At 68.2% G+C, this 25,025-nt stretch carries 29 protein-coding genes; 14 read left to right on the top strand and 15 right to left on the bottom strand.

Annotated features, from left to right (window positions below; all coding sequences use genetic code 11):
- Nucleotides 1-15: 15 nt before the first annotated feature.
- Nucleotides 16-885 (bottom strand): glucose 1-dehydrogenase, encoded by an 870-nt coding sequence (locus PKE75_RS11925; RefSeq protein ID WP_271168947.1) that lies wholly within the window; start codon nucleotides 883-885, stop codon nucleotides 16-18.
- A gap of 223 nt (nucleotides 886-1,108) precedes the next feature.
- Between PKE75_RS11925 and PKE75_RS11920 the strand changes: the two genes are divergently transcribed.
- Nucleotides 1,109-1,420, top strand: coding sequence for a plasmid stabilization protein (locus PKE75_RS11920; RefSeq protein WP_271168946.1), 312 nt, complete (start codon nucleotides 1,109-1,111; stop codon nucleotides 1,418-1,420).
- Nucleotides 1,421-1,505: 85 nt separating this feature from the next.
- On the opposite strand, the gene PKE75_RS11915 is transcribed toward PKE75_RS11920, so the two are convergent.
- The 3 genes from PKE75_RS11915 to PKE75_RS11905 form a co-directional block, all read right to left on the bottom strand.
- The gene (locus tag PKE75_RS11915) at nucleotides 1,506-1,700 is read right to left on the bottom strand and encodes a hypothetical protein (RefSeq protein WP_271168945.1); all 195 of its coding nucleotides are present in this window, start codon (nucleotides 1,698-1,700) and stop codon (nucleotides 1,506-1,508) included.
- Nucleotides 1,701-1,773: 73 nt separating this feature from the next.
- The gene (locus PKE75_RS11910; protein WP_271168944.1) at nucleotides 1,774-2,895 is read right to left on the bottom strand and encodes a carboxylate-amine ligase; all 1,122 of its coding nucleotides are present in this window, start codon (nucleotides 2,893-2,895) and stop codon (nucleotides 1,774-1,776) included.
- Nucleotides 2,896-2,927: 32 nt separating this feature from the next.
- Nucleotides 2,928-3,194: a hypothetical protein gene (locus PKE75_RS11905; protein WP_271168943.1), complete on the bottom strand. Its 267-nt coding sequence runs from the start codon at nucleotides 3,192-3,194 to the stop codon at nucleotides 2,928-2,930.
- Nucleotides 3,195-3,451: 257 nt separating this feature from the next.
- Here PKE75_RS11905 and PKE75_RS11900 point away from each other — a divergent pair, with 257 nt between their 5' ends.
- Nucleotides 3,452-3,589, top strand: a complete 138-nt coding sequence (locus PKE75_RS11900; RefSeq protein WP_271168942.1) for a hypothetical protein — start codon at nucleotides 3,452-3,454, stop codon at nucleotides 3,587-3,589.
- A gap of 447 nt (nucleotides 3,590-4,036) precedes the next feature.
- The gene (locus tag PKE75_RS11895; RefSeq protein WP_271168941.1) at nucleotides 4,037-4,906 is read left to right on the top strand and encodes a phytanoyl-CoA dioxygenase family protein; all 870 of its coding nucleotides are present in this window, start codon (nucleotides 4,037-4,039) and stop codon (nucleotides 4,904-4,906) included.
- On the opposite strand, the gene PKE75_RS11890 is transcribed toward PKE75_RS11895, so the two are convergent.
- Nucleotides 4,878-5,507: an alpha-ketoglutarate-dependent dioxygenase AlkB gene (locus tag PKE75_RS11890; RefSeq protein ID WP_271168940.1), complete on the bottom strand. Its 630-nt coding sequence runs from the start codon at nucleotides 5,505-5,507 to the stop codon at nucleotides 4,878-4,880. The genes PKE75_RS11895 and PKE75_RS11890 overlap by 29 nt on opposite strands.
- A 234-nt stretch (nucleotides 5,508-5,741) precedes the next feature.
- On the opposite strand from PKE75_RS11890, the gene dnaK reads away from it, so the two are divergent.
- The 7 genes from dnaK (at nucleotide 5,742) to PKE75_RS11855 (ending at nucleotide 12,471) form a co-directional block, all read left to right on the top strand.
- Complete coding sequence (dnaK, locus tag PKE75_RS11885; RefSeq protein WP_271168939.1) at nucleotides 5,742-7,655, top strand: molecular chaperone DnaK; 1,914 nt, start codon at nucleotides 5,742-5,744, stop codon at nucleotides 7,653-7,655.
- A gap of 114 nt (nucleotides 7,656-7,769) precedes the next feature.
- The gene (gene dnaJ, locus PKE75_RS11880) at nucleotides 7,770-8,897 is read left to right on the top strand and encodes a molecular chaperone DnaJ (RefSeq protein ID WP_271168938.1); all 1,128 of its coding nucleotides are present in this window, start codon (nucleotides 7,770-7,772) and stop codon (nucleotides 8,895-8,897) included.
- A 101-nt stretch (nucleotides 8,898-8,998) separates the two neighbouring features.
- The gene (locus PKE75_RS11875) at nucleotides 8,999-9,622 is read left to right on the top strand and encodes a class I SAM-dependent methyltransferase (RefSeq protein ID WP_271168937.1); all 624 of its coding nucleotides are present in this window, start codon (nucleotides 8,999-9,001) and stop codon (nucleotides 9,620-9,622) included.
- A gap of 30 nt (nucleotides 9,623-9,652) precedes the next feature.
- Entirely contained in the window at nucleotides 9,653-10,228 is a 576-nt protein-coding gene (locus PKE75_RS11870; RefSeq protein WP_271168936.1) for an NADPH-dependent FMN reductase, read from the top strand.
- Complete coding sequence (pyrF, locus tag PKE75_RS11865; protein WP_271168935.1) at nucleotides 10,225-10,947, top strand: orotidine-5'-phosphate decarboxylase; 723 nt, start codon at nucleotides 10,225-10,227, stop codon at nucleotides 10,945-10,947. Before PKE75_RS11870 ends, pyrF begins: the two co-directional genes overlap by 4 nt.
- Nucleotides 10,948-11,181: 234 nt before the next feature.
- A complete protein-coding gene (locus PKE75_RS11860) occupies nucleotides 11,182-11,805 on the top strand; it encodes a response regulator transcription factor (RefSeq protein ID WP_271168934.1) in 624 nt (207 codons plus the stop codon).
- 57 nt (nucleotides 11,806-11,862) lie between these two features.
- Nucleotides 11,863-12,471 carry a pyridoxamine 5'-phosphate oxidase family protein gene (locus PKE75_RS11855; protein ID WP_271168933.1) on the top strand — a complete coding sequence of 203 codons (609 nt, stop codon included), beginning with the start codon at nucleotides 11,863-11,865 and terminating at the stop codon, nucleotides 12,469-12,471.
- Nucleotides 12,472-12,480: 9 nt separating this feature from the next.
- Here PKE75_RS11855 and PKE75_RS11850 read toward each other — a convergent pair whose 3' ends face one another.
- On the bottom strand, nucleotides 12,481-13,608 hold the full coding sequence (locus PKE75_RS11850) for a calcium:cation antiporter (protein WP_271168932.1): 1,128 nt from the start codon (nucleotides 13,606-13,608) through the stop codon (nucleotides 12,481-12,483).
- A 148-nt stretch (nucleotides 13,609-13,756) separates the two neighbouring features.
- Here PKE75_RS11850 and metW point away from each other — a divergent pair, with 148 nt between their 5' ends.
- A complete protein-coding gene (metW, locus tag PKE75_RS11845) occupies nucleotides 13,757-14,410 on the top strand; it encodes a methionine biosynthesis protein MetW (protein WP_271168931.1) in 654 nt (217 codons plus the stop codon).
- On the opposite strand, the gene PKE75_RS11840 is transcribed toward metW, so the two are convergent.
- Together PKE75_RS11840 and PKE75_RS11835 are read right to left on the bottom strand one after the other, a co-directional pair.
- Complete coding sequence (locus PKE75_RS11840) at nucleotides 14,397-15,152, bottom strand: methyltransferase domain-containing protein (protein ID WP_271168930.1); 756 nt, start codon at nucleotides 15,150-15,152, stop codon at nucleotides 14,397-14,399. The genes metW and PKE75_RS11840 overlap by 14 nt on opposite strands.
- A gap of 35 nt (nucleotides 15,153-15,187) precedes the next feature.
- Nucleotides 15,188-16,345: an AAA family ATPase gene (locus PKE75_RS11835; protein ID WP_271168929.1), complete on the bottom strand. Its 1,158-nt coding sequence runs from the start codon at nucleotides 16,343-16,345 to the stop codon at nucleotides 15,188-15,190.
- 111 nt (nucleotides 16,346-16,456) lie between these two features.
- On the opposite strand from PKE75_RS11835, the gene gloB reads away from it, so the two are divergent.
- Together gloB and PKE75_RS11825 are read left to right on the top strand one after the other, a co-directional pair.
- Nucleotides 16,457-17,224, top strand: coding sequence for a hydroxyacylglutathione hydrolase (gloB, locus tag PKE75_RS11830; protein WP_271168928.1), 768 nt, complete (start codon nucleotides 16,457-16,459; stop codon nucleotides 17,222-17,224).
- Nucleotides 17,221-17,682, top strand: coding sequence for a cupin domain-containing protein (locus tag PKE75_RS11825; protein ID WP_271168927.1), 462 nt, complete (start codon nucleotides 17,221-17,223; stop codon nucleotides 17,680-17,682). Before gloB ends, PKE75_RS11825 begins: the two co-directional genes overlap by 4 nt.
- Here PKE75_RS11825 and yddG read toward each other — a convergent pair.
- The 4 genes from yddG to PKE75_RS11805 all read right to left on the bottom strand — a co-directional run bounded on the left by yddG (nucleotide 17,668) and on the right by PKE75_RS11805 (nucleotide 21,348).
- Nucleotides 17,668-18,558 (bottom strand): aromatic amino acid exporter YddG, encoded by an 891-nt coding sequence (gene yddG / locus PKE75_RS11820; protein ID WP_271168926.1) that lies wholly within the window; start codon nucleotides 18,556-18,558, stop codon nucleotides 17,668-17,670. The two genes, PKE75_RS11825 and yddG, sit on opposite strands and share 15 nt — an antisense overlap.
- 93 nt (nucleotides 18,559-18,651) lie before the next feature.
- On the bottom strand, nucleotides 18,652-19,374 hold the full coding sequence (phbB, locus tag PKE75_RS11815; protein WP_271168925.1) for an acetoacetyl-CoA reductase: 723 nt from the start codon (nucleotides 19,372-19,374) through the stop codon (nucleotides 18,652-18,654).
- Between the two features lie 97 nt (nucleotides 19,375-19,471).
- On the bottom strand, nucleotides 19,472-20,653 hold the full coding sequence (locus tag PKE75_RS11810; protein ID WP_271168924.1) for an acetyl-CoA C-acetyltransferase: 1,182 nt from the start codon (nucleotides 20,651-20,653) through the stop codon (nucleotides 19,472-19,474).
- Between the two features lie 155 nt (nucleotides 20,654-20,808).
- Nucleotides 20,809-21,348 (bottom strand): hypothetical protein, encoded by a 540-nt coding sequence (locus PKE75_RS11805; protein ID WP_271168923.1) that lies wholly within the window; start codon nucleotides 21,346-21,348, stop codon nucleotides 20,809-20,811.
- 190 nt (nucleotides 21,349-21,538) lie between these two features.
- Here PKE75_RS11805 and phaR point away from each other — a divergent pair, with 190 nt between their 5' ends.
- A complete protein-coding gene (gene phaR, locus PKE75_RS11800) occupies nucleotides 21,539-22,126 on the top strand; it encodes a polyhydroxyalkanoate synthesis repressor PhaR (protein WP_271168922.1) in 588 nt (195 codons plus the stop codon).
- 58 nt (nucleotides 22,127-22,184) lie between these two features.
- Here phaR and PKE75_RS11795 read toward each other — a convergent pair whose 3' ends face one another.
- The 3 genes from PKE75_RS11795 to PKE75_RS11785 all read right to left on the bottom strand — a co-directional run bounded on the left by PKE75_RS11795 (nucleotide 22,185) and on the right by PKE75_RS11785 (nucleotide 24,920).
- Nucleotides 22,185-23,114: a polyprenyl synthetase family protein gene (locus PKE75_RS11795; protein WP_271168921.1), complete on the bottom strand. Its 930-nt coding sequence runs from the start codon at nucleotides 23,112-23,114 to the stop codon at nucleotides 22,185-22,187.
- An 8-nt stretch (nucleotides 23,115-23,122) separates the two neighbouring features.
- The gene (locus tag PKE75_RS11790) at nucleotides 23,123-23,926 is read right to left on the bottom strand and encodes an exodeoxyribonuclease III (protein ID WP_271168920.1); all 804 of its coding nucleotides are present in this window, start codon (nucleotides 23,924-23,926) and stop codon (nucleotides 23,123-23,125) included.
- A gap of 280 nt (nucleotides 23,927-24,206) precedes the next feature.
- The gene (locus PKE75_RS11785) at nucleotides 24,207-24,920 is read right to left on the bottom strand and encodes an outer-membrane lipoprotein carrier protein LolA (RefSeq protein WP_271168919.1); all 714 of its coding nucleotides are present in this window, start codon (nucleotides 24,918-24,920) and stop codon (nucleotides 24,207-24,209) included.
- Nucleotides 24,921-25,025: the final 105 nt, after the last annotated feature.

The following is a 25,025-nucleotide window of genomic DNA, read 5'->3' as shown; positions in this document are numbered from 1 at the left end:
GCCTTCGCGGCCCGGCTAAAGCATCGGGCGACCGCCCGTGACGGGGATCAGCGCGCCGGTGATGTAGCTCGCCTTGTCGGACGCGAGCAGCACATAGGCGCCGGCGAGCTCGGCGGGCTGGCCCGCACGACCGATCGGCGTGTTCGATCCGAATTTCTCGACGGCTTCGGGCGGCATCGTCGAGGGGATCAGCGGGGTCCAGATCGGGCCCGGCGCCACGGCGTTGACGCGCACGCCGTCCTTCGCGACCAACTGTGCAAGCCCGGCCGTGAAGTTCGCGATCGCGCCCTTGGTCGTGGCGTAGGCGAGGAGGGTCGGTGATGGGCTCTTGGCGTTGATCGAACTGGTGTTGATGATCGCCGAGCCCGCCTTCATGTGCTTCAGCGCGGCTTTCGAGAGATAGAACATAGCGTGGATGTTGGTGCGGAACGTCACGTCCCACTCCTCCGCGCTGATGTCCTGGATGCTTTCGAAGCTCGCCTGATGGGCGGCGTTGTTGACGAGGATGTCGAGACGCCCGAATTCCGAGACCGCGCGATCGACAAGCGCCGCGCAATGAGCTTCGTCCTTGACGTCGCCCGCGACGAGGATCGCCTTGCGGCCGGCCTCCTCGATCCAGCGGGCGGTTTCGCGCGCGTCGTCGTGCTCGTCGTAATAGCTGACCAGCACGTCGGCGCCCTCGCGGGCGTAGGCGATAGCGACTGCGCGGCCAATCCCGGAATCGCCGCCCGTAATGATGGCGGCGCGGCCCTCGAGTTCGCCAGATCCTTTGTAGCTCGCCTCGCCGTGATCGGCCTTCGGGTTCATCTGCGCCTCATGGCCCGGCATGTCCTGCTGCTGGGCCGGCTGGGGAGGCGTCGGATGTACGGTTCGCGGGTCGTTCATCAGGATGCTCCGATTGCGCGAAGGGCGGCTGGCGCGTCCGAGGCGGCGTGCCGCAGCCTCGCCCTCCGGGAGGTTCGAGGTGAAAGCGCGATGGATTTCCGATCGTTCCCTGCGGCCTCGCAGAATGGAGAGGTGGCGTGCCTTTGAGGCCCAGTCTCGCCGTCCGCCGGGAACCTGGAACTCTGCGCCGGGGCCGCCGTTTCGTCGAAAACAGGAGGCTCGAATGCCAAAAGGCGACAAGTCGGCCTACACCGACAAGCAGGAGCGCAAGGCGGATCACATCGCTGAGAGCTATGAGAACCACGGCGTGCCCGAGAAGGAAGCCGAGCGCCGCGCCTGGGCGACGGTCAACAAGGACGACGGCGGCGGCAAGCAGTCGGGGGCCGGCCGGGGCGCGACGACTGGAAACCCCGCGGCGCACCTAGGCGGCAAGCTTGGCGGCGAAGCCGCCGCACACCGCTCCGCCGCAGACCGGTCGGCGTCAGCGAAGAAAGCGGCCGAGACCCGTAAAAAGAATGCAGCCGGCGGCCGCTAAGGGCTCCGGACGCGCGAGAACCTTTGGGCGGCGGCTGTCATTGGGCGCGCGCGCTCAGAGGTGAGCGGCGCGTGGGACGGCCGTTCTAGACGACCTCGATTTCGTCTTCCTTGACCATGCGCTCATGACCTTCCGTCGCCGATTTGACGCGGTAGGCCGGCGGGAGATCCTCCCGGTCGCCTGGCACGAGACGCACGATGGTGAAGACGCCGGTGGTGCGACGTTCGGCCTGCAGCGTGAGCCGAACGCGGTCTCCGACGGTGAACTGATGTTTTGCCATGGCAGGTCGTACCACGACGTCGGCCGCGACGCCTCAGGATTGCGCCGAAAAATTGCGACATGACCGTCACCGGTCAGCTCGCGGTTTCCTCTGCGAGCGACCGGACGACCTCGCGGAGCGCGTCGTCGTCCGCCGCGCCTTCGGCTTTTGCGTTGCGGTACGCGGCGAGTTGTCGGTCCGCGCTCGTTCCGCGCTTCAGGATGTCGCGGGTGCGGCCCACCCATTCGGACGAGCCGAGGGCTTCGGCGTCCTGCTCCACGAGCTCGAGCGCGACGTCGAGATGTGCGGCCACGGGCCTCGCGGCGGCAAGGGCGACGTCGATCAGTTCGGCCTCGACGCCGTGCTGCTGGGCCTGCCAGATGTTCGACGCGCAGACGCCCCGGTCCACCGGACCCATATCCGCGTTGAGCTCCGGGCGCCGCAAGACGCACCGGAACAGCGCCTGGTAGAGCGCGGCGATGGCGATCGCATCGTCCAGCCGCGGACAGCTGTCGCAGACCCGGAGCTCGATCGTTGGAAAGCGCGTCGACGGCCGGATGTGCCACCACACGAAGGTTGCGTCCTCGACCACCCCGGCGGCCACGAGCAGATCGATGAAGCGCTGATACTCATGCTGGTCGCGGAAGAGCTCCGGCAGCCCCGTGCGTGGCCACTCCGCGAACGCCGTGAGGCGATATCCCTTCAGGCGGGTGTCCCGCCCCTGCCAGAACGGCGAGGAGACGGACAGCGCAAGGAGGAGCGGAAGGAATGGCAGCAACCGGTTCATGACCCCGATACGGCCGTCGGCCTCGGGCGCCTCCACGTGGATGTGCGTCGCGCAGATCATCGTGCGCGAGGCGATCAGCCCGAGTTCCGCCTCAAGGCGCCTGTAGCGCGCCTTTTCCGTCGTGTCCTGCTCACGGGACTTCGCGAGCGGGTGGCTGCCGGCCGCGAACACAAGCAATCCGTGCTCGGCGGCGACTTTAGCCAAGTCGCGGCGCATCTCCCGGAGCTGGTCGCGCGCGGCGTCGAAGTTGACTCCCGGTTCTGTCTGGACCTCGATCTGCCCTTTCAGGAGCTCGTGGGAGGCGGGTTTGACGACGCTCGCCGCGGCCTTGTGAAAGCGGTCGGCGGCGGCGCTGTCCGGGCTGGCTCCGGTCGTCGCGTCAGCCAGGAAATATTCTTCCTCGACGCCGAAGCGAAATGCCCCGTCCATCGCGACCGCTTCTCCTCCAGCGCCTGGTACGCTCAGTAACGGCCATCGTAATCGCGGCGGTCGCCGCGCGGATCCCTATGGTCACCGCGGGGATCCCTGCGGTCGTCGCGATGGTCCCGCCGTCTGTCGTAACGGTCGTCCCGATTGTTGACGCGGCCATGGTCGTAGCGCCGGTCTCGATCGCGATAGTCGCCTTCGACGAACTGCCTGTCGTGGCGGCCATAGCCCCGGCCGTCGCTCATGCAACCAGCCAGGAGCATGGCGCAGGCGCCGGCGGCGAGCAGTGGGACGATTTTCATTATGTCGAAAGCTCCTGCATGCGCCGAGATCCAAACCCGCCACTGAGCAGGTCGTCTCTCCAACGATTGGACTGGTGGAACTAGGGCGCGGCTCGCGTATCGGAAGGAGCGTGAGGCGCGCTAAAGCGGACCTCAGACCAAAGTAGAAAATACTTCGCCTGAGGAGGAATGAAATGGCTTGAACCAAGCCGGCTCCGGGACGTTTCTAAAGCCTCGTGTGCGCGCCGTCCGAGCGCGCCGTATTGAGAGGCCCCGCCATGATCCGACTGCTCGCCGCCATCGCCCTCATCGCCTCCACGCTCAGCGTGAGCGCTTGCACAAACACCGTGCGAGGCGTCGGACGGGACGTCCAGAACAATGGCCAGGCGACCAAGAAGGCCGTCAGGGGTTACTGATCAAAGCCCTGAGTGAAGCTTCGGGCGGGGCTCGTCCCGCCCGAAGCGTGAAGGTGACGTGCGTTTGAGCCGAGCGGAACGCCGCGCCGGATCTTGGCCGGAGCAGCGCGCAAGAATTCGAGCGCCGTGATTGGCGGGTCCAATTATCAAGACAAGCGTCGACAGCCCAGTCGGTCAATAGACCGAGTGGACGCGCCGTCGCGGCTCGGCTCCTCTATTCCGGAGGCTTTATGCAGTTGCGAGTACTCCGCCCGAGCACGACGGGCCGCCGAGCAGTTCAGATAAGAGCTAAGTTTCTGTTTGATATACATTAATTGCAGATCGCGCCCGTGAAAGCAGTTAATATTAAACATAGAGAGAATTATTTGATTTTACAGAATTTTTGAAAGGAACGGTGAGCGGTGTTGTGGCATGCTTCAGGGCGTGAACAGTCGAGCGAGAGTCGCCATGACCGCTGCGCATGCACAACCGATCTCCGCGGAGCAACCGACGGAGCCGTCGCTTCGCGCCGCACTGTTGGACAGAGGGTTCCTGTCGATCCAGCGGATCACCGACGACGATGACGTCGCGCACATCCGGCGTATCTGCGACGCTCTACTGGACCGTAAGGCCGGCTACGAGGAGGGCCAGCATTTCAACCTCGTGGGCGCAAATGACGAGGACGGGCCGCAGCTCACCCAATTGCTCAATCCGCGAACCTATGCGCCGGAACTCGTGCGCACGCGGTTCTACGCCAACGCGCTGGCGCTCGCCCGCGATCTTCTGGGACCCGAGGCGCGGCTCGAGTTCGACCATATCATCCGCAAGCCCGCTTTCGACGGCGCAGTGACGCCCTGGCATCAGGATGAGGCCTTCCGCGATCCGGCGTTCGACTACGCCAACGTCAGCATCTGGATGCCGCTGCAAGCGGTCGACGAGAACAATGGCTGCATGGCCTTCATCCCCGGGACGGGGGACGGCGAGATTCTGCCCCATCGCTCTCCGAACGGCGACGGTTCGGTCCACGCGCTCGAATGTTACGCGGGCTTCGATCCCGCCGCCGCCGTCGCCTGTCCTATCCCGGCCGGCGGTTGCACCGTCCATACCGGTCGCACTGTGCATGGGGCGGGCGCCAACAGCTCGGCCGTGCCTCGCTACGCCTACATTCTCGTCTTCGATCTCCCGAAGCAGGCGCGGACCACGTCGCGGGCGTTTCCCTGGCTCGAGGCCAAGCAGACGCCGCAGATGGTGCGCCAGCGCGCCTGGAGCCGCTCGGCGACCGGCCTCGCGGTCCGGGCCGCCCGCAAGATCAGGCGGATGATTCATCCCGACCTGTGACGTCGCCTTGCGCCGGCGTCACCCGCCGCAGCGTGAGGTTGACGCGCCCTCCCGCCGGGAGAAGCGCGGAGGTGCCCGGGATAATGCGATCGACGCCGTGAAAGGCCAGTCGCGTCGCTCCGCAGAGCGCCATCGCGTCGCCCGACGCGAGCCGGAAGGAGCGCGTCGGGTCCGTGCGCCTGAGGCCGCCGATCCTGAACAGCGCGGTGTCGCCGAGCGACAGCGAGACGACCGGGGCCGCGATATCCTGCTCGTCCCGGTCCTGGTGAAGGCCCATCCGCGCGCCCGGCTCGTACCAGTTCACGAGGCAGGCTTCCGGCGGGTCGGGATAATCGCCGATCTCGCGCCATGCCCTCAGCAGGATTTCTGGCATGGCCGGCCATGGGAGGCCCGTCTCCGGATGGGTCTGCTGATAGCGGTAACCGCCGTCCCTGTCCGACACCCAGCCGAGCGGGCCGAGATTGGTCATGCGCACCGAGAACGGCTTTCCCGTCCGCGGCATGGTCGGCGTGAACAGCGGGGCCTCCCTGAGCGCGGCGCGTAGCGCCTCAAGCAGCGCCGACTGGGCGTAGGAGGATAGGTATCCGGGTCTGAGCTTCATGCGAGGAAGCGCGTTCTCTGCGGCGCCCGCCGCAGGGCGGCGAGGCCCGTCGCGCTCACGCGCCTGTCATCGTCCGCCTTGCGGCCAGAAAACGTCATCCTTATATACCCGCCGACCCGCGAAACCGCGGATTTATCAAGGGACCGAAGGGTTGCGGCCGCCTCATCCGGCGTCACCGCAAGGCCGCTTCGGGGCCATCCGGTCCGCTTAAATAGAGATGAGGAAGTGACAGTCATGGGCAAGGTCATCGGGATCGATCTCGGAACCACGAACTCCTGCGTCGCCGTAATGGACGGGGCCCAGCCGCGCGTGATCGAGAACGCGGAGGGCGCCCGAACCACGCCGTCCATCGTCGCCTTCGTCGATGGCGGCGAGCGTCTCGTCGGCCAGCCGGCCAAGCGCCAGGCGGTGACGAACCCGGACAAGACGTTCTTCGCGGTGAAGCGCTTGATCGGCCGCCGCTTCGACGACCCGACGGTCGAGAAGGACAAGAAGCTCGTCCCCTACAAGATCGTAAAGGGCGACAATGGCGACGCTTGGGTCGAGGCGGACGGCAAGGCCTATTCCCCTGCGCAGATCTCGGCCTTCACCCTTCAGAAGATGAAGGAGACCGCGGAGGCTCATCTCGGCCAGAAGGTCGACCAGGCCGTCATCACCGTCCCCGCATACTTCAACGACTCCCAGCGCCAGGCGACCAAGGACGCCGGCCGCATCGCGGGTCTTGAGGTGCTGCGCATTATCAACGAGCCGACCGCGGCGGCGCTCGCCTATGGTCTCGACAAGAAGTCCTCCGGCACGATCGCGGTCTATGACCTCGGCGGCGGCACCTTCGACATCTCGGTGCTCGAGATCGGCGACGGCGTGTTCGAGGTGAAGTCGACCAACGGCGACACCTTCCTCGGCGGCGAAGACTTCGACATGCGCCTCGTCAGCTACCTCGCGGACGAGTTCAAGCGCGAGCAGGGCATCGATCTCCGGAACGACAAGCTCGCTCTGCAGCGTCTGAAGGAGGCGGCCGAAAAGGCCAAGATCGAGCTGTCCTCGGCGAGCCAGACCGACATCAACCTGCCCTACATCACGGCCGACGCCTCAGGACCGAAGCATCTCGCGCTCAAGCTGACGCGCGCGAAATTCGAGAGCCTGGTCGACGACCTGATCCAGCGGACGGTGGAGCCGCTCAAGGCCGCCCTCAAGGACGCTGGCGTGACGGCGGGCCAGATCGACGAGGTCGTTATGGTCGGCGGCATGACGCGCATGCCGAAGGTCCATGAGGTCGTGAAGCAGTTCTTCGGCAAGGAGCCCCACAAGGGCGTCAACCCGGACGAAGTCGTCGCCATCGGCGCCGCGATCCAGGCCGGCGTGCTTCAGGGCGACGTCAAGGACGTTCTGCTGCTCGACGTCACCCCGCTGTCGCTCGGCATCGAGACGCTCGGCGGCGTGTTCACGCGCCTGATCGACCGGAACACCACGATCCCGACGAAGAAGAGCCAGACTTTCTCCACCGCCGAGGACGGGCAGAACGCGGTGACGATCCGCGTCTTCCAGGGCGAGCGCGAGATGGCGGCCGACAACAAGATGCTCGGCCAGTTTGACCTCGTCGGCATTCCGCCCGCACCGCGCGGCGTGCCGCAGGTCGAGGTGACCTTCGACATCGACGCGAACGGCATCGTCAACGTGTCCGCAAAGGACAAGGCGACGAACAAGGAGCAGCAGATCCGGATCCAGGCGTCCGGCGGCCTCTCTGACGCCGACATCGAGAAGATGGTGAAGGAAGCCGAGGCCAACGCCGAGGAGGACAAGAAGCGCCGGGCGGTCGTCGAGGCCAGGAATCAGGCCGAAGCGCTGATCCACTCGACGGAGAAGACGCTGAGCGAACTCGGCGACAAGGCTCCTGCGGGCGACAAGGAGGCGATCGAGGCGGTCGTCGCCGATCTCCAGAGCGCCCTGTCGGCCGAGGACGTCGAGGCCATCAGGGCCAAGACCAATGCCTTGGCGCAGGTCTCGATGAAGCTCGGCGAGGCGATGTACGCGCAGGGCCAGGGCGGCGATGAAGGCGCGGACGCTGGTGAAGCGCCCGGCTCGGCTCCGAAGGACGACGTCGTCGACGCCGACTTCGAGGAGGTCGACGACAAGAAGAAGTCCGCCTGACGGACTGGTCCTTGACCCGATCCCCGCCGCCGTCCACTGACGGGCGGCGGGGATCGTCTTCGTTCGACGCCCTCACCGTTCCCGACTGCTCAAGCGAAGCGACCTCCGACGACGATGTCCCGACGCGATTTCTACGAGATTCTTGAAGTCGAGCGCACCGCGGACGATGCGGAGCTCAAGGTCGCCTATCGTAAGGCGGCGATGCGCTGGCACCCCGACCGCAACCCCGGCGACGACGCCGCAGAGGCTCGATTCAAAGAGCTGAACGCGGCCTATGACTGCCTGAAGGATCCCCAGAAGCGGGCGGCGTACGACCGGTTCGGTCACGCGGCTTTCGAGCAGGGCGGGTTCGGCGCGGCGGGCCAGCGCGGCGGCCCCGAAATGTCCGACTTTATGTCCGACATCTTCGAGAGCTTCTTCGGGGACGGCCGGCAGCGCGGGCGCTCCTCCGGCGGCCGCGAGCGCGGCGCCGATCTCCGCTACAACATGGAGATCACCCTCGAGGACGCCTATTCCGGCAAGACCGCGCAGATTCGTATCCCGACCAGCGTCGCCTGCGAGCCGTGCTCGGGCACAGGCGCGAAACCGGGCTCCAAGCCGCGCGCCTGCGCCGCATGCGGCGGCTCCGGCAAGATCCGGTCGAGCCAGGGCTTCTTCCTGATGGAGCGCACCTGCCCGACCTGCCAAGGGCGCGGCCAGACCATCGACGACCCGTGCGCCGCCTGCAACGGGGCCGGCCGCACGACGCGGGAGCGCACCCTTGAGGTCGCGATCCCCGCCGGCGTCGAGGACGGCACGCGCATCCGCCTGTCGGGCGAGGGCGAGGCGGGCTTGCGCGGCGGTCCCCCCGGCGACCTCTATATCTTCCTGTCGCTGGAGGCCCACTCGCTGTTCCAGCGCGACGGCGCCGACCTCTATTGCCGTGTGCCGATCGCCATGACGACCGCCGCACTCGGCGGCTCGTTCGAGGCCCCGACGATCGACGGCGGCCGCACGCGGGTGAAGATTCCGGAAGGGACTCAATCGGGCGCTCAATTCCGTCTGCGCGGAAAAGGCATGCCGGTGCTGCGCTCGAAGGAATTCGGCGATATGTACATTCAGGCGACGGTCGAGATTCCGCAGCGGCTCACCCGACGGCAGCGCGAGCTGCTCGAGGAGTTCGAAACCGAGGCTTCGGAAGCCAACCATCCGGAATCGACCGGCTTCCTCAGCCGGGTTAAGGAGTTTTTCGGCGGCGCGTGACTTAGCTGCGCTTGTCGAATGTCGGACTTGCCGGCCATCTTAGCGACGCAGTCGAGTCGCCAGAACTCGAAGTCTCGCCTCCATCGGAGCGTTTCCCGTCCATGCTTGAGCCCGCAAGACCGCTCTCACGCCGTCGGACGCCCCGCGGGAAAGGCATCGATTTCGCGGATGAAGCCCGCTTTCTTCGATCCTGGCTCGACAAGCCGCTCGTAACCGGCGCGGTCAGTCCGTCCGGCAAAGCGCTCGCGCGGATGATGGCGCGCTACGTCGATCCCAAAGAGCCGGGTCTCGTCTTGGAGATCGGACCGGGCACCGGCCCCGTCACCGAAGCGCTGATCGAGCGCGGCGTCTCGCCCGAGCGTCTTGTTCTGATCGAATACAACGCGGAGTTCGTGCCGCTTCTGGAGCGCCGGTTTCCCGGCGTCACCATCGTGCGCGGCGACGCCTACAACGCGAGCGAGACGCTCGCCGGTCGCATCGGCCAGTCGCTGACGGCGACCGTCTCCAGCCTGCCCCTGCTGACCAAGCCCGTGCGTCAGCGCGTGAAGCTGCTTGAGCAGTGCTTCGAGATGTCCCGTCCCGGCGCGCCGTTCATCCAGTTCACCTACGGGCTGACCCCGCCGATCCCGCGCGAGGCGATCGGCCTGACGACCGCTTTGGGCTCGCCGCGCGTGTGGCTGAACCTGCCGCCGGCCCGTGTGTGGATCTACCGCCGGCCCGCCTGAGCGGGCGTTTCAGCCTTGCCCGGGACAACCATGCCAAAGATCGTCGTCTTCGCAGGCTCGGTCCGCGCCGGCTCGATCAACGAGAAGCTCGCGGCCGCAGCCGCCGTCGCGCTTGGCGCCGCCGGCGCCGAGGTCGCGCATATCTCGCTGAAGGACTACCCGCTGCCGCTCTATGACGCCGACCTTCAGGCGCGCGAGGGCGTTCCGGGCGCCGCCGATCGGCTGGTCGATCTGTTTCTTGGCGCGGAGGGCGTGTTCGTCGCCAGCCCGGAGTACAACGCCAGCTTCTCGCCGCTGTTGAAGAACACGTTCGACTGGATGTCCCGCGTCAACCGGGAGGGCCTCCCGCCGCTGCCCGCCTTTAAAAAGCGCGTCTTCGCGCTGGGCGCGGTCTCGAACGGCGCGATGGGCGGCTATCGCGGACTGACGCAGCTTCGCACCATGATGGAGCTCGGCCTGGGCGCTCTGGTGCTGCCTGACATGGCCGCCGTCGGCAATTCGGCGGAGGCGTTCGACGCCGGGGGCCGGCTCGCCAACCCGCGGACCGCGGCTTTCTTCGACACGGTGATTGCGAAGCTCCTCGATCACGCCGGGCGCCTCGCATGAGCGGCTCGGCGACCGTCGAAGCGCGCGAGCGCCTGATCGTCGGACTCGACGTCGCGAGCCTTGAGGAGGCCGAAGCTCTGGTCCTCCGGTTGGGCGATTCCGTCGTGTTCTACAAGATCGGCTTCGAACTGGCGGTCGCGGGCGGCCTTCTGCTCGCCGAACGGCTCGTGGGCTCCGGCAAGAAAGTGTTCGTCGACCTCAAGCTCCACGACATCGGCGCGACGGTCGAGAAGGCGACGCGCAACGTCGCGCGGCTTGGCGCGACATTCCTCACCGTGCACGCCTATCCGCAGACGTTGCGCGCGGCGGCCGCAGGCCGCGGAGACAGCGGCCTCAAGGTTCTCGGCGTCACGGTGCTGACCTCATGGGATGCGGGCGACGTCGCCGAAGCCGGCTTCATCGACGGGCCTGAGGCGTTGGTCGCCCGACGCGTCGCTCAGACGCGCGACGCCGGAGCGGACGGCGTGATCTGCGCGCCGACAGACCTGTCCGCTGTCCGCGCGATCGCCCCCCGGCCGTTTCTGGCGGTGACCCCGGGCGTGCGGCCCGCCGGCGCGGCGCTGGGCGACCAGAAGCGCGTGGCGACGCCGGCCGAGGCGATCCGGGCGGGCGCCGACCGTCTGGTGGTGGCGCGGCCGGTCATCGGCGCGGCCGACCCGCGCGCCGCAGCCGAGGCGATAGTTGACGAGATCGCGCGCGCGCTTATCGCCGCGGGCTGAGAAGTCGCCCGTCATCGTCGTCGTCGAACACAGTGGAGCGCGACGCTCGGGTTCTGTTGCGCCGGGCCGGATTTGCCTCGCGGTCGGGCGCGCTGTTTCTCTCCGAGGGTGGGTCGAATTAACGTTTGAACGATGATCTGCTTGCAAGGGATGCGGCCTTCGCGCAGTAGTTGAGGCGGCGTATGCGTGATTTCACGTATAGGCGACGAACGCGTGGGGACGCGGGTGCCCGGAATGGCGGACTGGAGTCGCATCGTCTGCGTTGTCGACGACGACGAGACCATTCGGGACGTGCTGGCGTCAGTGTTCGGGTCCGAAGGTCTTGCAGTGGAGAGCTTTGAGGACGGCTCACGGTTCCTTGCGTTCGATTTCGACGAGCCGCCGGCCTGCGTGTTGCTCGACGTGCTGATGCCCGGCAAGTCCGGCCTCGACGTTCTGAAGGAGCTGAACGCCCGCGGGGCTGCGGCGCCGGTGATCATGATCTCCGGCTCGGCGGACATCCCGATGGCCGTAGAAGCGATCCGGCACGGCGCGCTCGACTTCATCGAGAAGCCGTTCGATCCACAGACGATCGTCCGCCGGGTGCGGGAGGTGTTGGGGGCGTCCGGCGCCCGCGCCGAAGCGCGCGCCAGATCGGGGCGCGCCGATCAGGTCGTCGGCGCCGAGACGTTGACCCCGCGCGAGCGGGAAGTGCTGCTCCTGATCGCCCGTGGGCAATCGAACAAGGAGGCCGGGCGCGCGCTCGGCATCAGCCCGCGCACGATCGAGGTTCATCGCGCCCGCCTCATGGAGAAGCTCGGCGCGAAGAACGCCGCCGACCTCGTGCGCATCATAATGTCGGGGAGCGAAAGCCGCTAAGGCCCGGCGAAGGACTGGATTGAGCATGCAGGCGCCTCGGCGTAAGAAGCCGCCGCCATGGACATCACCAGCATCGAAGCGCTCGAGGCGCTCTACGGCCGCCCGAAAGCGCCCTCCATCGTCAAGGAGGTCGCCGAGATCACACCCGACTACGCCCGGATCATCGAGACCTCGCCGTTCGCCGCGCTCGCGACCGTCGGGCCGGAAGGTCTCGACTGCTCGCCGCGCGGCGACGAGCCCGGCTTCGTGCGTATCGTCGACCGCAAGACGCTCGTCATGCCCGACCGGCGCGGCAACGACCGCATCGATTCGCTGCGCAACATCGTGCGCGACCCTCGCATGGCTCTGCTGTTCCTCATCCCAGGCGTCGGCACGACGCTGCGCGTCAACGGCCGCGCGAAAATCTCCGCCGAACCGGAACTGCTCGCCTCCTTCGCCGTACGGGCCGCGTCGCCGCGGAGCGCGATCGTCGTCACGGTGGAGGCCGTCTATTTCCAGTGCGCACGGGCGATCGTCCGCTCCAAGCTGTGGGACGCCGCGAGCCAGATCGATCCCGACAGCCTGCCGACGCCGGGCCGCATTCTCGCCCGCCTGAGCGACGGCGCGGTCGGCGGCGAGGCCTACGACCGCGAATGGCCCGGGCGAGCCGCGAAGACGCTGTGGTGAAGGCGCGCCCTAGGGCGCCAGGATCAGAAATCCGTAGGTCGCAAACAGCACGAGGTGGATGAAGCCATAGAGGATGTTCGTTCGCCCCGTGCCGAAGGTCAGCAGCGCTACCGCGACGGTGACAAGCAGGATGACGGTGTCCTTCTCGTCGATCCCGAGCTCCAGCCGTGCGCCGTAGATGATCGACAGGATGGCGACCGCCGGAATCGTCAATCCGATGGTGGCGCAGGCCGATCCGAGCGCGAGGTTCAGGCTTTTCTGAAGCTTGTCGTCGCGCGCCGCCCTGAGCGCCGCGGTGAACTCCGGCAGCAGGATCAGCAGGGCGACGACGACGCCCGCAAGCGCGCTCGGAGCGCCCATTCCGTCGAGCGAGAACTCGACGACCGCGGTGAAGGTCTTCGATAGCAGGATGACGGCGGCAAGCGCGACGATCAGGAACACGAGCGAGAACAGCGTCGCCCGTCCGCTCGGCACATGCGCCTTGTCGGCGACCTCGTCGCCTTCGATCACGACCGCGAAATATTCGCGGTTGCCGACGGTCTGCGTATAGAGGAACGAGGCGTAGATCGCGATCGTCGCCGCCGCGACATAGCCGAGCTGCGTCGGAGAATAGGCGCCGCCCGGCGCGGTGTTGGTGTGGTTCGGCAGCACGAGCGACAGCGCAGCCAGCGTGATCAGAACGGCGAGATAGGCGTTGGCGCCCTTCACTCGAAAGCTCTGCTCGCGGTGGCGCAGACCGCCGAGCAGGATGCAGAGACCGACGAGACCGTTCACGACGATCATCACCACGGCGAAGATGGTGTCGCGGGCGAGCGTGGGATTGGGATCGTCCGCGAGCAGCGCCGATCCGATCAGCGCCACCTCCATGACGGTGACCGCCATGGTCAGCACGAGCGTTCCGTAAGGCTCGCCGGTGCGATGGGCGATCACCTCGGCGTGGTAGACCGCGGCGAACACCGCCCCGAACAGCACCGGGATGAGCGCCACCGCGACGATGATGTCCGCCGCCGTCCCCGAAAAGGTCTTGCCGAGGCCGAGCGCCGTAACCGCTCCGAAGAATGCGACCCCGAGGATCGGGAACGCCCAGCTGGTCGCCGGCGCCCGAGGGTCGCTACGGACATGGGTTTCGGCGTTCAACAGACGCTCCTTCCGCCGGCGTTCGGGCCTATCGCGGCGCGGCCGGTCTTTGCGGTTGTGACGGAATGGCTTATCGGGGGCTAAGTGTAGCGCAGGCCAAGCCGCGGAACAGCTGCGAAAGGCCTGAAGATCGTGTGAATTGAGCGTCATGACCGTATTGGACGCCGCCTCGCCCGTCGCCCCCGCGACCCTCGCCGCCGCCCCAAGGCCCGACCATCTGCTCGTCGCGGAAATGGTTCAGCCGGGCTCGCGGGTTCTGGACGTCGGCTGCGGCGACGGGGCGCTGCTCCGCCTGTTGATCGAGCGGCGCGGCGTAGACGGCCGCGGCATCGAGCTGTCGCAGTCCGGCGTCAACGCATGCGTGGCGCACGGCTTGTCGGTCGTCCAGGGCGACGCCGACGCGGATCTCGCGCATTATCCCGACGACGCGTTCGATTACGTCATCCTGTCCCAGACGCTGCAGGCGACTCGCCGGCCGAAGGCGGTCGTCGAGGATCTGCTGCGGATCGGCCGGCGGGCGGTGGTGTCGTTCCCGAACTTCGGCCACTGGCGCACGCGGCTGCAGTTCCTCGCGGAGGGCCGCATGCCGCAGAACGCCAACCTTCCGGATCCCTGGTACGAAACCCCGAACATCCACCTGTGCACGATCGGCGACTTCGTTGACCTCGTCGGCATGCTCGGCGCGCGGATGGACCGCGCCGTCGCGCTGGACGCCACGGGGCGGCCGGTGCGCGTCAACGCGCCGTGGTGGTTCTGGAACCTGTTCGGCGCGCAGGGGGTGTTCCTGCTCAGCCGGGAGTGATCTGCGGCGCAGGCGCGGGCACGCCGATGGCGGCGGGCCTCAGCGCCGGCGCCGGGACGATCCGCCTGGCGGAGCGCGCCGTCTGCGGGCGCATCGCCTGCTTCGTGGCCTCGACGATGTGGACCCCTGCGAACGGCGCCCACAGCCACGCGCCGACCCGTTCCAGCGCGCTCGCCGAGCGGATCACCAGATAGCTTTCGACCGGCGGCATGAACAGCGCCTCATCCCATCCCTCGGGCGCGAATTGCGCCTGCCGCAGAAGGTCGGTGAGCTGACTGCGGCTGAACGGCCGGCCGTGGCCGAAGGGCGTGGCGTCCATGCGCGCCCAGGGCCCGCGGCGGTTGGGCACGATCGCGATCAGCCGACCGCCCGGCGCCAGGCAGCGCCACGCCTCGCGCAGGAACTCCACCGCGCTTTCCGAGGTTTCGAGCGCATGCGCCGCGACGATGCGGTCGACGGCCGCGTCGGGAAGCGGCCACATTCCGTCCTCGACCAGCGCCGCGGCGTTCCGCCGGTCGACGGGCCATCCGGCGACGCCCTGCTGCGCCGGGGCGAAGGCGAGCAGGCGCTCGGCGTCGTCGCGGAACACGCCGAGGTATGGCGTCGCGAAGCCGACGCCCAGCATCCGCAGGCCGCGGACATCCGGCCAGCGCGAGCGCAGCTTGGCGCGCAGGATGCGGCGCGACAGCTGGCCAAGCGGTCTGGCGTAGAAATCACGGAGATCGACGACGTCGAGCGGCATGCCCCGTTGTAGCCGGGAACCGCGCGCGCGACGACTCAGCGGGCGGGCCACTCCCAGCGAACAGGGCCGTCGATGTCCGCGACGGTCTCGCCGAGCGACTTCTCCAGCACGATCTCCTGCGCGCCGACCTCCGCCAGCGCGCGTACGAGCGGCTGCGCGTGCGACACGACGAGGATTTGCGAACGCTCCGCGCCCTGCGCGATCAGCCGCGCGAGCGGGGCCAGCAGGTCGGGATGGAGGCTGGTCTCCGGCTCGTTCAGGATCATCAGGGCCGGCGGCCGCGGCGACATCATTGCGGCGACCAGCAACAGGTAGCGCAGCGTGCCGTCGGAGAGTTCGGCGGTCTTGAGGGAGCGCAGCAGCCCGTGCTGGCGCATCTCGAGCTCGAACTGCCCGTGCGCGGCCGACACCTCGATCGCGGCCCCGGCGAAAGCGTCGGCGATCGCGGCGTCGAGGCCCCGGTCGTCGCCGATTTCGCGGATCGTCTGAACGGCGGCGGCAAGGTCCGAACCGTCGCTCGCGAGCACCGGCGTGTAGGTGCCGATCTGCGGCCGGCGAGCGGGGGCGTCGCGGTCGGTGCGCAGGTGATCGTAGAACCGCCAGTCCTTCATCCGCTCGCGCAGCACGAGCAGTTCGACCGCCCCTCTCGGATCCGCGCAGTGCGTCATCATGCTGTCGAAGGACGCGAGCGTGGTGAAGGCTTGCTCCCACGCGCCCGACTCGTTGCGGACGCGGACTCCGGGGCCGTTGCGCAATGCAAAAGCGTTCGACCGGCCGAGGATCTCGCCGGTCCACACCGCTTCGGCCTTGATCTCGGGATCGAGGCTGAACATCGACCGGGGAATTGGCGGCGGCAGCCCCAGGTCGATGGCGTAGCCGTAGTCCTCGCCCAAAAAGCCAAGCTTGAGAGCGACTGGATTCTTCCGTTCGCCGAGCCCCTCCACCGGATGTTCGCCGCGCTTCACGGACGCCGCGAAAACCTCGGGGCCCGCCCACAGCGTGGACTGGATGCCGCCTTCGCCGGCGAGCGACTGCACCACCCGGCCCTGCGCGACGTCGGCGAGCAGCCGGAGCGCGCGGTAGAGGCTGGACTTGCCGCTGCCGTTCGCGCCGGTGACGACGGTAAGGCGGGCGAGCGGTAGGCGGATGTCGCGCAACGAGCGATAGCCCGAGACGCAGAGGCGGGTGATCATGCGCAATTCATAGCGCGCCCGCTCCCGCCCTCCATCCCCGACGAAGGCGGCGCGCCCTTGACCCGCCGAGCGTCGCCGCTAGCCTTGCGCGCCGTCCGAGCCGGAGACCCCATGCCCGCCGAAATCGTCCTGATCCCCTGCCTGTCCGACAATTACGCCGTGCTGCTGCGCGACGCCGAAAGCGAAACCGTGCTGCTTGTCGACGCCCCCGAGGCGCAGCCCATTCTCGAGGCGCTCGACGCGCGCGGCTGGTCGCTCAGCCACATCCTGATCACCCACAAGCACGCCGACCACATCGACGGGCTGCCGGACCTCAAGAAGCGCTTCGGCGCGAAGGTCTTCGGCCCGAAGGCGGAGGCCGCGTCCATCCCCGGCCTCGACGCGACGCTCGCTGAGGGCGACGTCGCCAGGATCGGGCCATGGGCGTTCGAGACGATCGCGACGCCGGGCCACACCAGGGGGCACGTCGTGTTCCACGAGGCCAAGGAGAAATGGCTGTTCTCCGGCGACACGCTGTTCGTGATGGGCTGCGGACGGCTGTTCGAGGACACGCCGGAGGCGATGTGGGCCTCGCTCTCCAAGATCGCGCGGCTGCCGAACGAGACGCAGGTCTGGTGCGGGCACGAATACACCGCGTCGAACGCCAGTTTCTGCGCGTCGATCCTGCCGGAGGATCCGGCGATCGGCGAGCGGCTGAAAAAAGTCCAGGCGACGCGCGTTGCCGGGCGGCCGACGGTGCCGACGACGATCGGCGCGGAGAAGGCGACCAACATCTTCCTTCGTTCGGGAGAGGACAAGGTCGCCGCGGCGGTCGGCCTGCCGTCCGGCGATCCGGTCGCGGTGTTCGCCGAACTGCGCGAGAGGAAGAACCGGGGATGACGGAGCTCGACGAACTCCCGGCCGACGCGATCGTCGCTCGCCTCGGCCTCGCCCCGCACCCCGAGGGCGGCCATTTCCGCGAGACCTTCCGCGACCCGGCGACCGATGCAAGCGGGCGTTCGCGTTCGACCGCGATCTACTTCATGCTCGCGGCCGGCGAAGTCTCGCACTGGCACCGCGTCGACGCCGTCGAGGTCTGGCACCACTACGCCGGCGCACCGCTTGCCCTGACCCTGTCGCCGGACGGACATGACGCCGAAGCCCATCGGCTGGGCGCAGATCTACTGGGCGGGGAGGCGCCGCAGGTCGTCGTGCCCGCCGGCTGGTGGCAGGCGGCGGAGTCGCTCGGACGCTGGACGCTGGTCGGCTGCACCGTCGCGCCGGGCTTCGACTTCGCGCACTTCGAGCTGGCGCCGCCCGACTGGCGGCCCACCCCGCGCGTCTCAGGCGGCGGGTGAGGCGGAGGTCCCGCGCCGCCCGCCCAGGGCCGCGACCACCGCTCCGCCGACGATAAGCCCGCAGCCGCCAAGCAGCATGGCGTTGGCTTCGGTGAAGCCCGCGGCGATCAGCAGGATGATCGAGATCATCGGGCAGGCGTAGGAGGCGACGCCGAGCAGGGCGACGTCGCCGCGCTTCATGCCGACGTCCCAGGCGAAGAAGGCGGCGCCGACCGGTCCGATCCCGAGCCCGGCGACCGCGAGCCATTCGGTCGCGCCCGAAGGCCAGACCGCGGGCTCGAAGGCGATGTGGCAGGCGGCTGCGAGCGCCGAGGTGGCGAGGCAGAAGCCGGCGACGGCTTCCGTCGGCACGGCGCGGAACCAGCGGGACCCGACGGAATATGCGCCCCAGACGACGGCGCTCGCCAGCGCTGCTGCGTAGCCCGGCGCATGGGAGGCGTCGAAGCCGAGCCCGCCGGATCGCCCGGCGATCAGCATGGCGGTGCCGCCAAGGCCGAGGGTCGCTCCGGCGAGGTGTCGCGGCGAGAGGCCGCCGCCGGGCAGCGCGGCCGAAAACAGCACGATCAGCAGCGGCCAGAGATAGCAGATCGAGGCGGCTTCCGCCGGCGGCGCGAGCTTGAGCGCGGTGAAGTAGAGCAGGTGATAGCCGAACAGTCCGCCCACGCCGTGCAGCCACACAGGCCAAGGCTGGCGCAGCGATCCAAGGCCTCCCGGGCGGAAGGCCGCGACGGCGAGGCCGAGCGCCCCGCCTATTCCAAAGGTCAGCGCGGTTAGCAGGAAGGGCGGCGTCCTGCCGGTCGCCGAGGTCAGCAGCGCGAGCGCCGACCACAGCAAAATGGCGATAAGGCCGACGGCGGTGGCGTGGGAGGAGGGCATCGGCCGGCTCTATAGGCCGACCGACGCCTATCGTCATCTTGCAAGGTCGCCTATTTGGCCTCCGCTATGCGGCGACCAAAGGACGCCGGTTCTTCAGGCGAGATACTGGCCGCCGTTGATGGTCAGGGTCGAGCCGGTGATGAAGCCCGCGTTGTCGCCGGCCAGGAACAGCACGGAGGCGGCGATCTCCTCGGCGGTGCCGAGGCGGCCGACAGGAATGCCGGCGACGATGCTCTCCAGCACCTTTTCCGGCACAGCCTGCACCATCTCGGTGCCGATATAGCCAGGCGCGATCGCGTTCACGGTCACGCCCTTCCTGGCGTTCTCCTGCGCGAGCGCCTTGGTGAAGCCGATCACGCCGGCCTTGGCGGCCGAGTAGTTCGACTGCCCCATCTGGCCCTTCTGGCCGTTGATGGAGGTGATGTTGATGATCCGCCCGAAGTTGCGCTCGCGCATTCCCTCGATGACGGGACGCGTCATGGTGAACATGCTGTCGAGGTTGGTGCGGATGACCTCCTGCCACTTCTCGAAGGTGAGCTTGTGGAACATGGCGTCGCGGGTGATGCCGGCGTTGTTCACCAGCACGTCCACAGGGCCGACCTCGGCCTCGACCTTGGCGACGCCCGCTTCGCAGGCCTTCGGATCGCCGACGTCCCATTTGAACACCGCGATGCCGTGGGCCTCCCTGAAGGCGGCCGCCTTGTCGTCATTGCCGGCGTAGGTCGCGGCCACGTTGTAGCCGGCGAGCTTGAGGGCGATCGAGATCGCCTCGCCGATGCCGCGAGTCCCGCCCGAGACGAGCGCCGTGCGCGCCATGAGTTCCTCCCGTGAAAGTTGTTGACGCGCCGGACTTGAACCCTGCCGGCCCTTTAGCCCGCAGCGAACCGCGGGCCCTTGCATTCGAAGCTGTCGATCAGTCGCGGGCGATGCACATGGCGATGCCCATGCCGCCGCCGATGCAGAGCGTCGCGAGACCCTTCTTCGCGTCGCGACGGATCATCTCGTGGATCAGCGTAGTCAGGACGCGTGCGCCCGAGGCGCCGATCGGATGGCCGATCGCGATCGCGCCGCCGTTGACGTTCACCCTGTCGGTGTCCCAGCCGAGATCCTTGTTGACCGCGCAGGCCTGCGCGGCGAAGGCCTCGTTGGCTTCGATCAGGTCGAGGTCGCCGACGGACCAGCCGGCCTTCTCCAGCGCCTTGCGCGAGGCCGGGATCGGACCCGACCCCATCACCGAGGGGTCGACGCCGGCCTGCGCCCAGCTGACGATGCGAACGAGCGGCTTCAGGCCCTTCGACGCCGCGCGGGACGCGGAGGTCACCACCAGGGCCGCGGCGCCGTCATTGATGCCCGAGGCGTTGCCTGCGGTCACCGTGCCGTCCTTGGAGAAGGCCGGGCGAAGCTTCGTCATGGCGTCGATCGTCGCGCCGGCGCGGATGTATTCGTCCTGATCGACGACTGTGTCGCCCTTTTTGGTCGTGATCGTGACGGGCGCGATCTCGTCCTTGAAACGTCCCGCCTTCTGCGCCGCCTCGGCCTTGTTCTGGGAGGCCACCGCAAACTGGTCCTGCTGCTCCCGGGTGATCTGCCACTTGGTCGCGACGTTCTCGGCGGTGGTGCCCATGTGGTAGCCGTTGAAGGCGTCCCACAGCCCGTCCTTGATCATCGTGTCGATGAACTTGACGTCGCCCATCTTGGTCCCTGAGCGCATATGGGCGGCGTGCGCCGACATGCTCATGCTCTCCTGACCGCCGGCGACGACGATGTCGCTGTCGCCGTTCAGGATGGCCTGGCTAGCGAGCGCGACGGCGCGGAGTCCCGAGCCGCAGACCTGGTTGATGCCCCAGGCCGCGGCCTCGATCGGCACGCCGGCTGCGATCGACGCCTGACGGGCGGGGTTCTGGCCCTGGGCGGCCGTCAGCACCTGGCCCAGAATGACCTCCGACACCTCGCCGGGCTCGACGCCGGCGCGCTCCAGCGCGGCCTTGATCGCGACCTTGCCGAGCTCGTGCGCCGGCAGCGTCGAGAGGCCGCCGTTGAAGGCGCCGACGGCCGTGCGCGCGGCGCCAACGATGACGACGTCGGTGTCTGCCATGAGAAATCTCCTCAGTCGGCGGCCGTCCGCATCGTCGGCCGCTGTCTCGTTCGGTTAAACGGCGCCCGTCCGAACAGCGTCAACACGACCTTCGGCGGTGGAGCGTTCAGCGAGGAGATGGCGCTGCGAAGGCGCGGCCCGCCGGGGGAGGGCGTTCAGCCGTCCCGCCGGCGGCTCGAGCCGCAGCGGAAGGACGCCGCGTCGGCGTCGACCGCGTCGCGCGCTTTCTGACTGGCGCGCGGCTCCCGGATCACCGCCATGACGCAGGACGCCCCCGCCGGCTCGAGCCGGTAGATCACCACCCGGCTCTCCTTGAGCGCGCCGACCGACTGACCCACGCGGTAACGCACGACCGCAGCGACGGGGCGGCCGGTAGACTTGTCGAGCCGCCACTCGATCGTCTCGTCCGGCTCGTAGAACGAGCCGAGATCAATGCTCTCCTTGAGGGGCCGGCGGCCGAACCATACGGCCGCGGAATCGTCGTCCGCAGTCCAGAACACCTCGACGCTCCCAACGCCCAGACAGGCGCGTCGCGTGACGCCGCCCTCGGCCGCGCCGCGCGACGGACAGCGGTCGTACTTGTGACGTGTGTATATGCTCTCCCGGACCGGAAACGGCTTTTCCGCATGCGCGGCAAGCGGCGCCAGAGCGCTCAGCACGGTCGCAGTCAGCAGTACCCCGGCAGTCTGTCTCATTCGCCTGTTCCGTCGAAAACGCCTGCGGGTTTTGTGCAGCGCATCAGCCGAAGGTTCTAGTGGGCGCTGCACAAAAATCTGGCCGCCGCCTCGTTTTCGCCTTAACGTTCAACGCCTCGGCCGCGTGGCTGCTGTCCTGCCGCGGAACGAACGATCGACCAGACCCACGAAGGGCAGAGATCAGAGCGTCATGTCGAGCACCACCGATCCCATCACGATCAAGAAATACGCCAATCGCCGGCTCTACAACACCGGCACCAGCACCTACGTGACCCTCGAAGACCTGGCGGCCATGGTCAAGAAGGGCGACGACTTCCACGTCGTCGACGCCAAGACCAATGACGACATCACCCATCAGGTGCTGACCCAGATCATCTTCGAGCAGGAGCACAAGGGCCAGAACCTGCTGCCGATCACCTTCCTGCGGCAGCTCATCCGGTTCTATGGCGACAGCATCCAGAGCTTCGTGCCGAAGTATCTCGAGCTCTCGATGGGGGCGCTCGCCCGCGAGCAGGACAAGGTTCGCGGCGGCATGGCGAAGACCTTCAGCCCCGTCCCGCTCCATCCCGCTGTGGAGGAGCAGATGCGCAACAACGTCGCGATGATGGAGCGCGCGTTCCGGATGTTCACGATGTTCCCCGGCGGCGAAGCTCCGGACGAGGAGGCCGCGGCCGCCCCCGCCGCGTCGCCCCAGAAGTCCGAGGACCTCGACGATCTGCGCCGCGAGATGGCGGAGATGCGCGCGCGCCTCGACAAGGTCGCACCGTCGAAAGGCTGAGCCGGGGGCTTGAGGCTCCCGCGAGAAGGGCGCTTTTCGGATTGAGCCGGAAGCCGGCTCAGCGATCCCGCATCGCGACGAAGCGAGCGGCGCCGCGGAGCGGTTCCGCGGCCTCGCCGAACGGGGCGAGCGCGACGAGCGCGTCGTCGGTGAGCTGCTCCAGCCGCAGCCGAGCGCCCTCGACGCCGCGGATTCCGACCAGCGTCGCCTTGCCCGCCACGGCGTCCTTGCCCGTGGCCTTCCCGACCGTGCCGGCCGCGCCCTCGACGTCGAGAAGGTCGTCCGCCACCTGGAACGCCGCGCCGAGCGCTTTGGCGTAAGCCTTCAGCGCGGTCCGGGCCGCCGGATCGGCGCGACCAAGGATCGCGCCCATCTCGACGGACGCTTCGAGCAGCGCTCCGGTCTTCATCGCCTGCAACTGCGCTACGTCGTGCTCGGCCATGAGGCCCGCAGCGCCGCCGCCGAAGCGGCCCTCCGCCGCGAGATCCAGCAACTGGCCGCCGGCCATGCCGCCCACCCCGGCTGCGCGGGCGAGCGTCGCGACCAGCGCGATGCGGACGGCGGCGTCGGAATGCGTCCGCTCGTCCGCCAGCACGTCGAAGGCCAGAGTCTGCAGCGCGTCGCCGGCGAGAATCGCTGTCGCCTCGTCGAAGGCGCGGTGAACGGTCGGGCGGCCGCGACGGAGGTCGTCGTCGTCCATCGCCGGCAGGTCGTCGTGGACCAGGCTGTAGCCATGGACGCATTCGATCGCCAGTCCGGCGCGGAGCGGGCCTTCGCCGTCGACCCCGAACAGCCGCGCGGCGGCCGCGACGAGAGCGGGACGCAGGCGCTTGCCGCCGCCGAGCATCGCATGCCGCATCGCCTCGAGCAGCCGGCCGGGCCGCACGGTTTCGCCAGCGGCGGCCTCGGGCGAGAGCAGGAGGTCGAGCGCCGACTCCGTCGCGACGGCGGTTTGAGCGAGCTGGTCCTGAAAGCCGGTCTCCGCCATCGCCGGGATCAGTCGATCGTCACGATCACGGGGACATGGTCGGACGGCCGCTGCCAGCCGCGCGCCTCGCGCAGCACCGCGACCCCGGTGGTGCGGGCCGCCACGTCGGCGCTCGCCCATATGTGGTCGAGCCGGCGGCCGCGGTCGGCCAGCGTCCAGTCCGCGGCCCGGTAGCTCCACCAGGAATAGAGCTTTTCGGGATAGGGGACGTGGGCCCGCACCGCGTCCACCCAGCGCCCGGCCTGGCGCATGGCCTCCATCCCTTCGGTTTCGACCGGCGTGTGGCTCACCACCTTGAGCAGCTGCTTGTGGCTCCACACGTCGTCCGGATGGGGGGCGATGTTGAGGTCGCCGACCATGATGCGCCCGCCGGTGTCCGCGATGCGGGTCGACCACGACGTCAACTCGTCGAGGAACTGGAGCTTGTGCGCGAATTTCGGATTGATCGCGGGGTCGGGCTCGTCGCCGCCGGCCGGCACGTAGAAGTTGTGCAGCGTGACGCCTTCGAGCGGCCCCGCCGCGAAGGTCGTCGCGAGGTGGCGGGCGTCGTCCTTGTCGGCCCAGCGCTCGCGCGCCGTGGTGACGAAGGGCAGCCGCGAGAAGGTGGCCACGCCGTGATAGCCCTTCTGGCCGTGGATCGCGACGTGGCTGTAGCCGAGCTTGCGGACGTCGCCCATTGGGAAACTGTCGTCCGCGCACTTCGTCTCCTGCAGGCAAAGAACATCGGGCGAATGCTCTTCTACGAGCTTCGCGACGAGGCCGATGCGCAAGCGCACGGAATTGATGTTCCAGGTGGCGAGGCGGATCGACATGGATGGCGCTGGGAAACGTCCGAGGGGCGGCCCGCTTTAGGGCATCGGGGGCCCAGACGCAAAGACGCCCGGCCTCCGGGGGAAAGGCCGGGCGTCTGGCGCTTCAGCGCTCCGCCGATCCGAGGAACGGCGGAAACGAGACGCGCACTCCAACGGCTGCGACGGGGGGGACACAGCGCTTGTCGGGGCGACGCCTCGCTCGAGGATGGAGATGGGAATTGGGCTTCCGGCAGTCAAGCGCACGACTGCGTGAGCCATGCAAGGCCGCCATGCGCTGGGCTCAGGGCCGACGTGGGCCGCCCTGGAAGCTCTGGGCCTGGATCCTGAAAAGGTTGGCGTCGAGCTTCGCCTGCGCGTTGACGTCGGTAAGCACGACGGAGGTGTCCATGCCCTGCGCGTCCGTCACCGTCCATTGTTTCAGCTCGTAGTTCTGCCCGCTGAACAGCAGCTGGATCTGCGCGGAGCCGCCGATCGCGTTCTTCTGGACCAGCACGACCGAGACCATCTCAGGCTCCTGATAGACGCCGATCACGTCGGTGTCCCGGAGCAGGTCGATCTTGTCGGCGAGCAGCACGCGCAGCGGCGTCTGGCTGAGCGGATAGATCTCCTGCGTCGAGAGCTTGCGGTTCTTCACGACGACCGAACTGCCGTTGGAGACGATCTCGAGCGGGCTCGGCGGAGCGTACTGGAAGCGGATCTTGCCGGGCCGCGACAGATAGAGCTTGCCGACGCTGCGCGAGCCGTCCGGACCCGTCTGCTCGAAGCTCGCGGTCATGTCCTGGATCGAGTTGAAATAGGCGTTCACCCGCGTGAGCGTCGCGCGCTGGACGGGGTCGAGTTTCGAGACCGGCACGCCCTTGTTGGTCGCCGCAAGCTGGACCTGCGGCGGAGGCGGCACGTCGGCCGGCGTTCCCGAGGCGGACTGGGCCGCCGCGGGCGCGGCGGCGAGCGCTGACAGGATCGCGAAGGCGGCGGCGGAACGGCGAAGCGTCATGACGGGATTTTCGACCTTCCGGAACTCTAAACGGGAACAGGGACCGTAACGCGGCCCCGTGGCCGATTTAAGGGCCTCGCCGCGATTTGCGAGCCCTTCCGACTC

The organism is Hansschlegelia plantiphila (genome assembly GCF_027922265.1).
Lineage (GTDB): Bacteria > Pseudomonadota > Alphaproteobacteria > Rhizobiales > Methylopilaceae > Methylopila > Methylopila plantiphila.
This window is presented reverse-complemented; position numbering and strand designations above follow the sequence as displayed.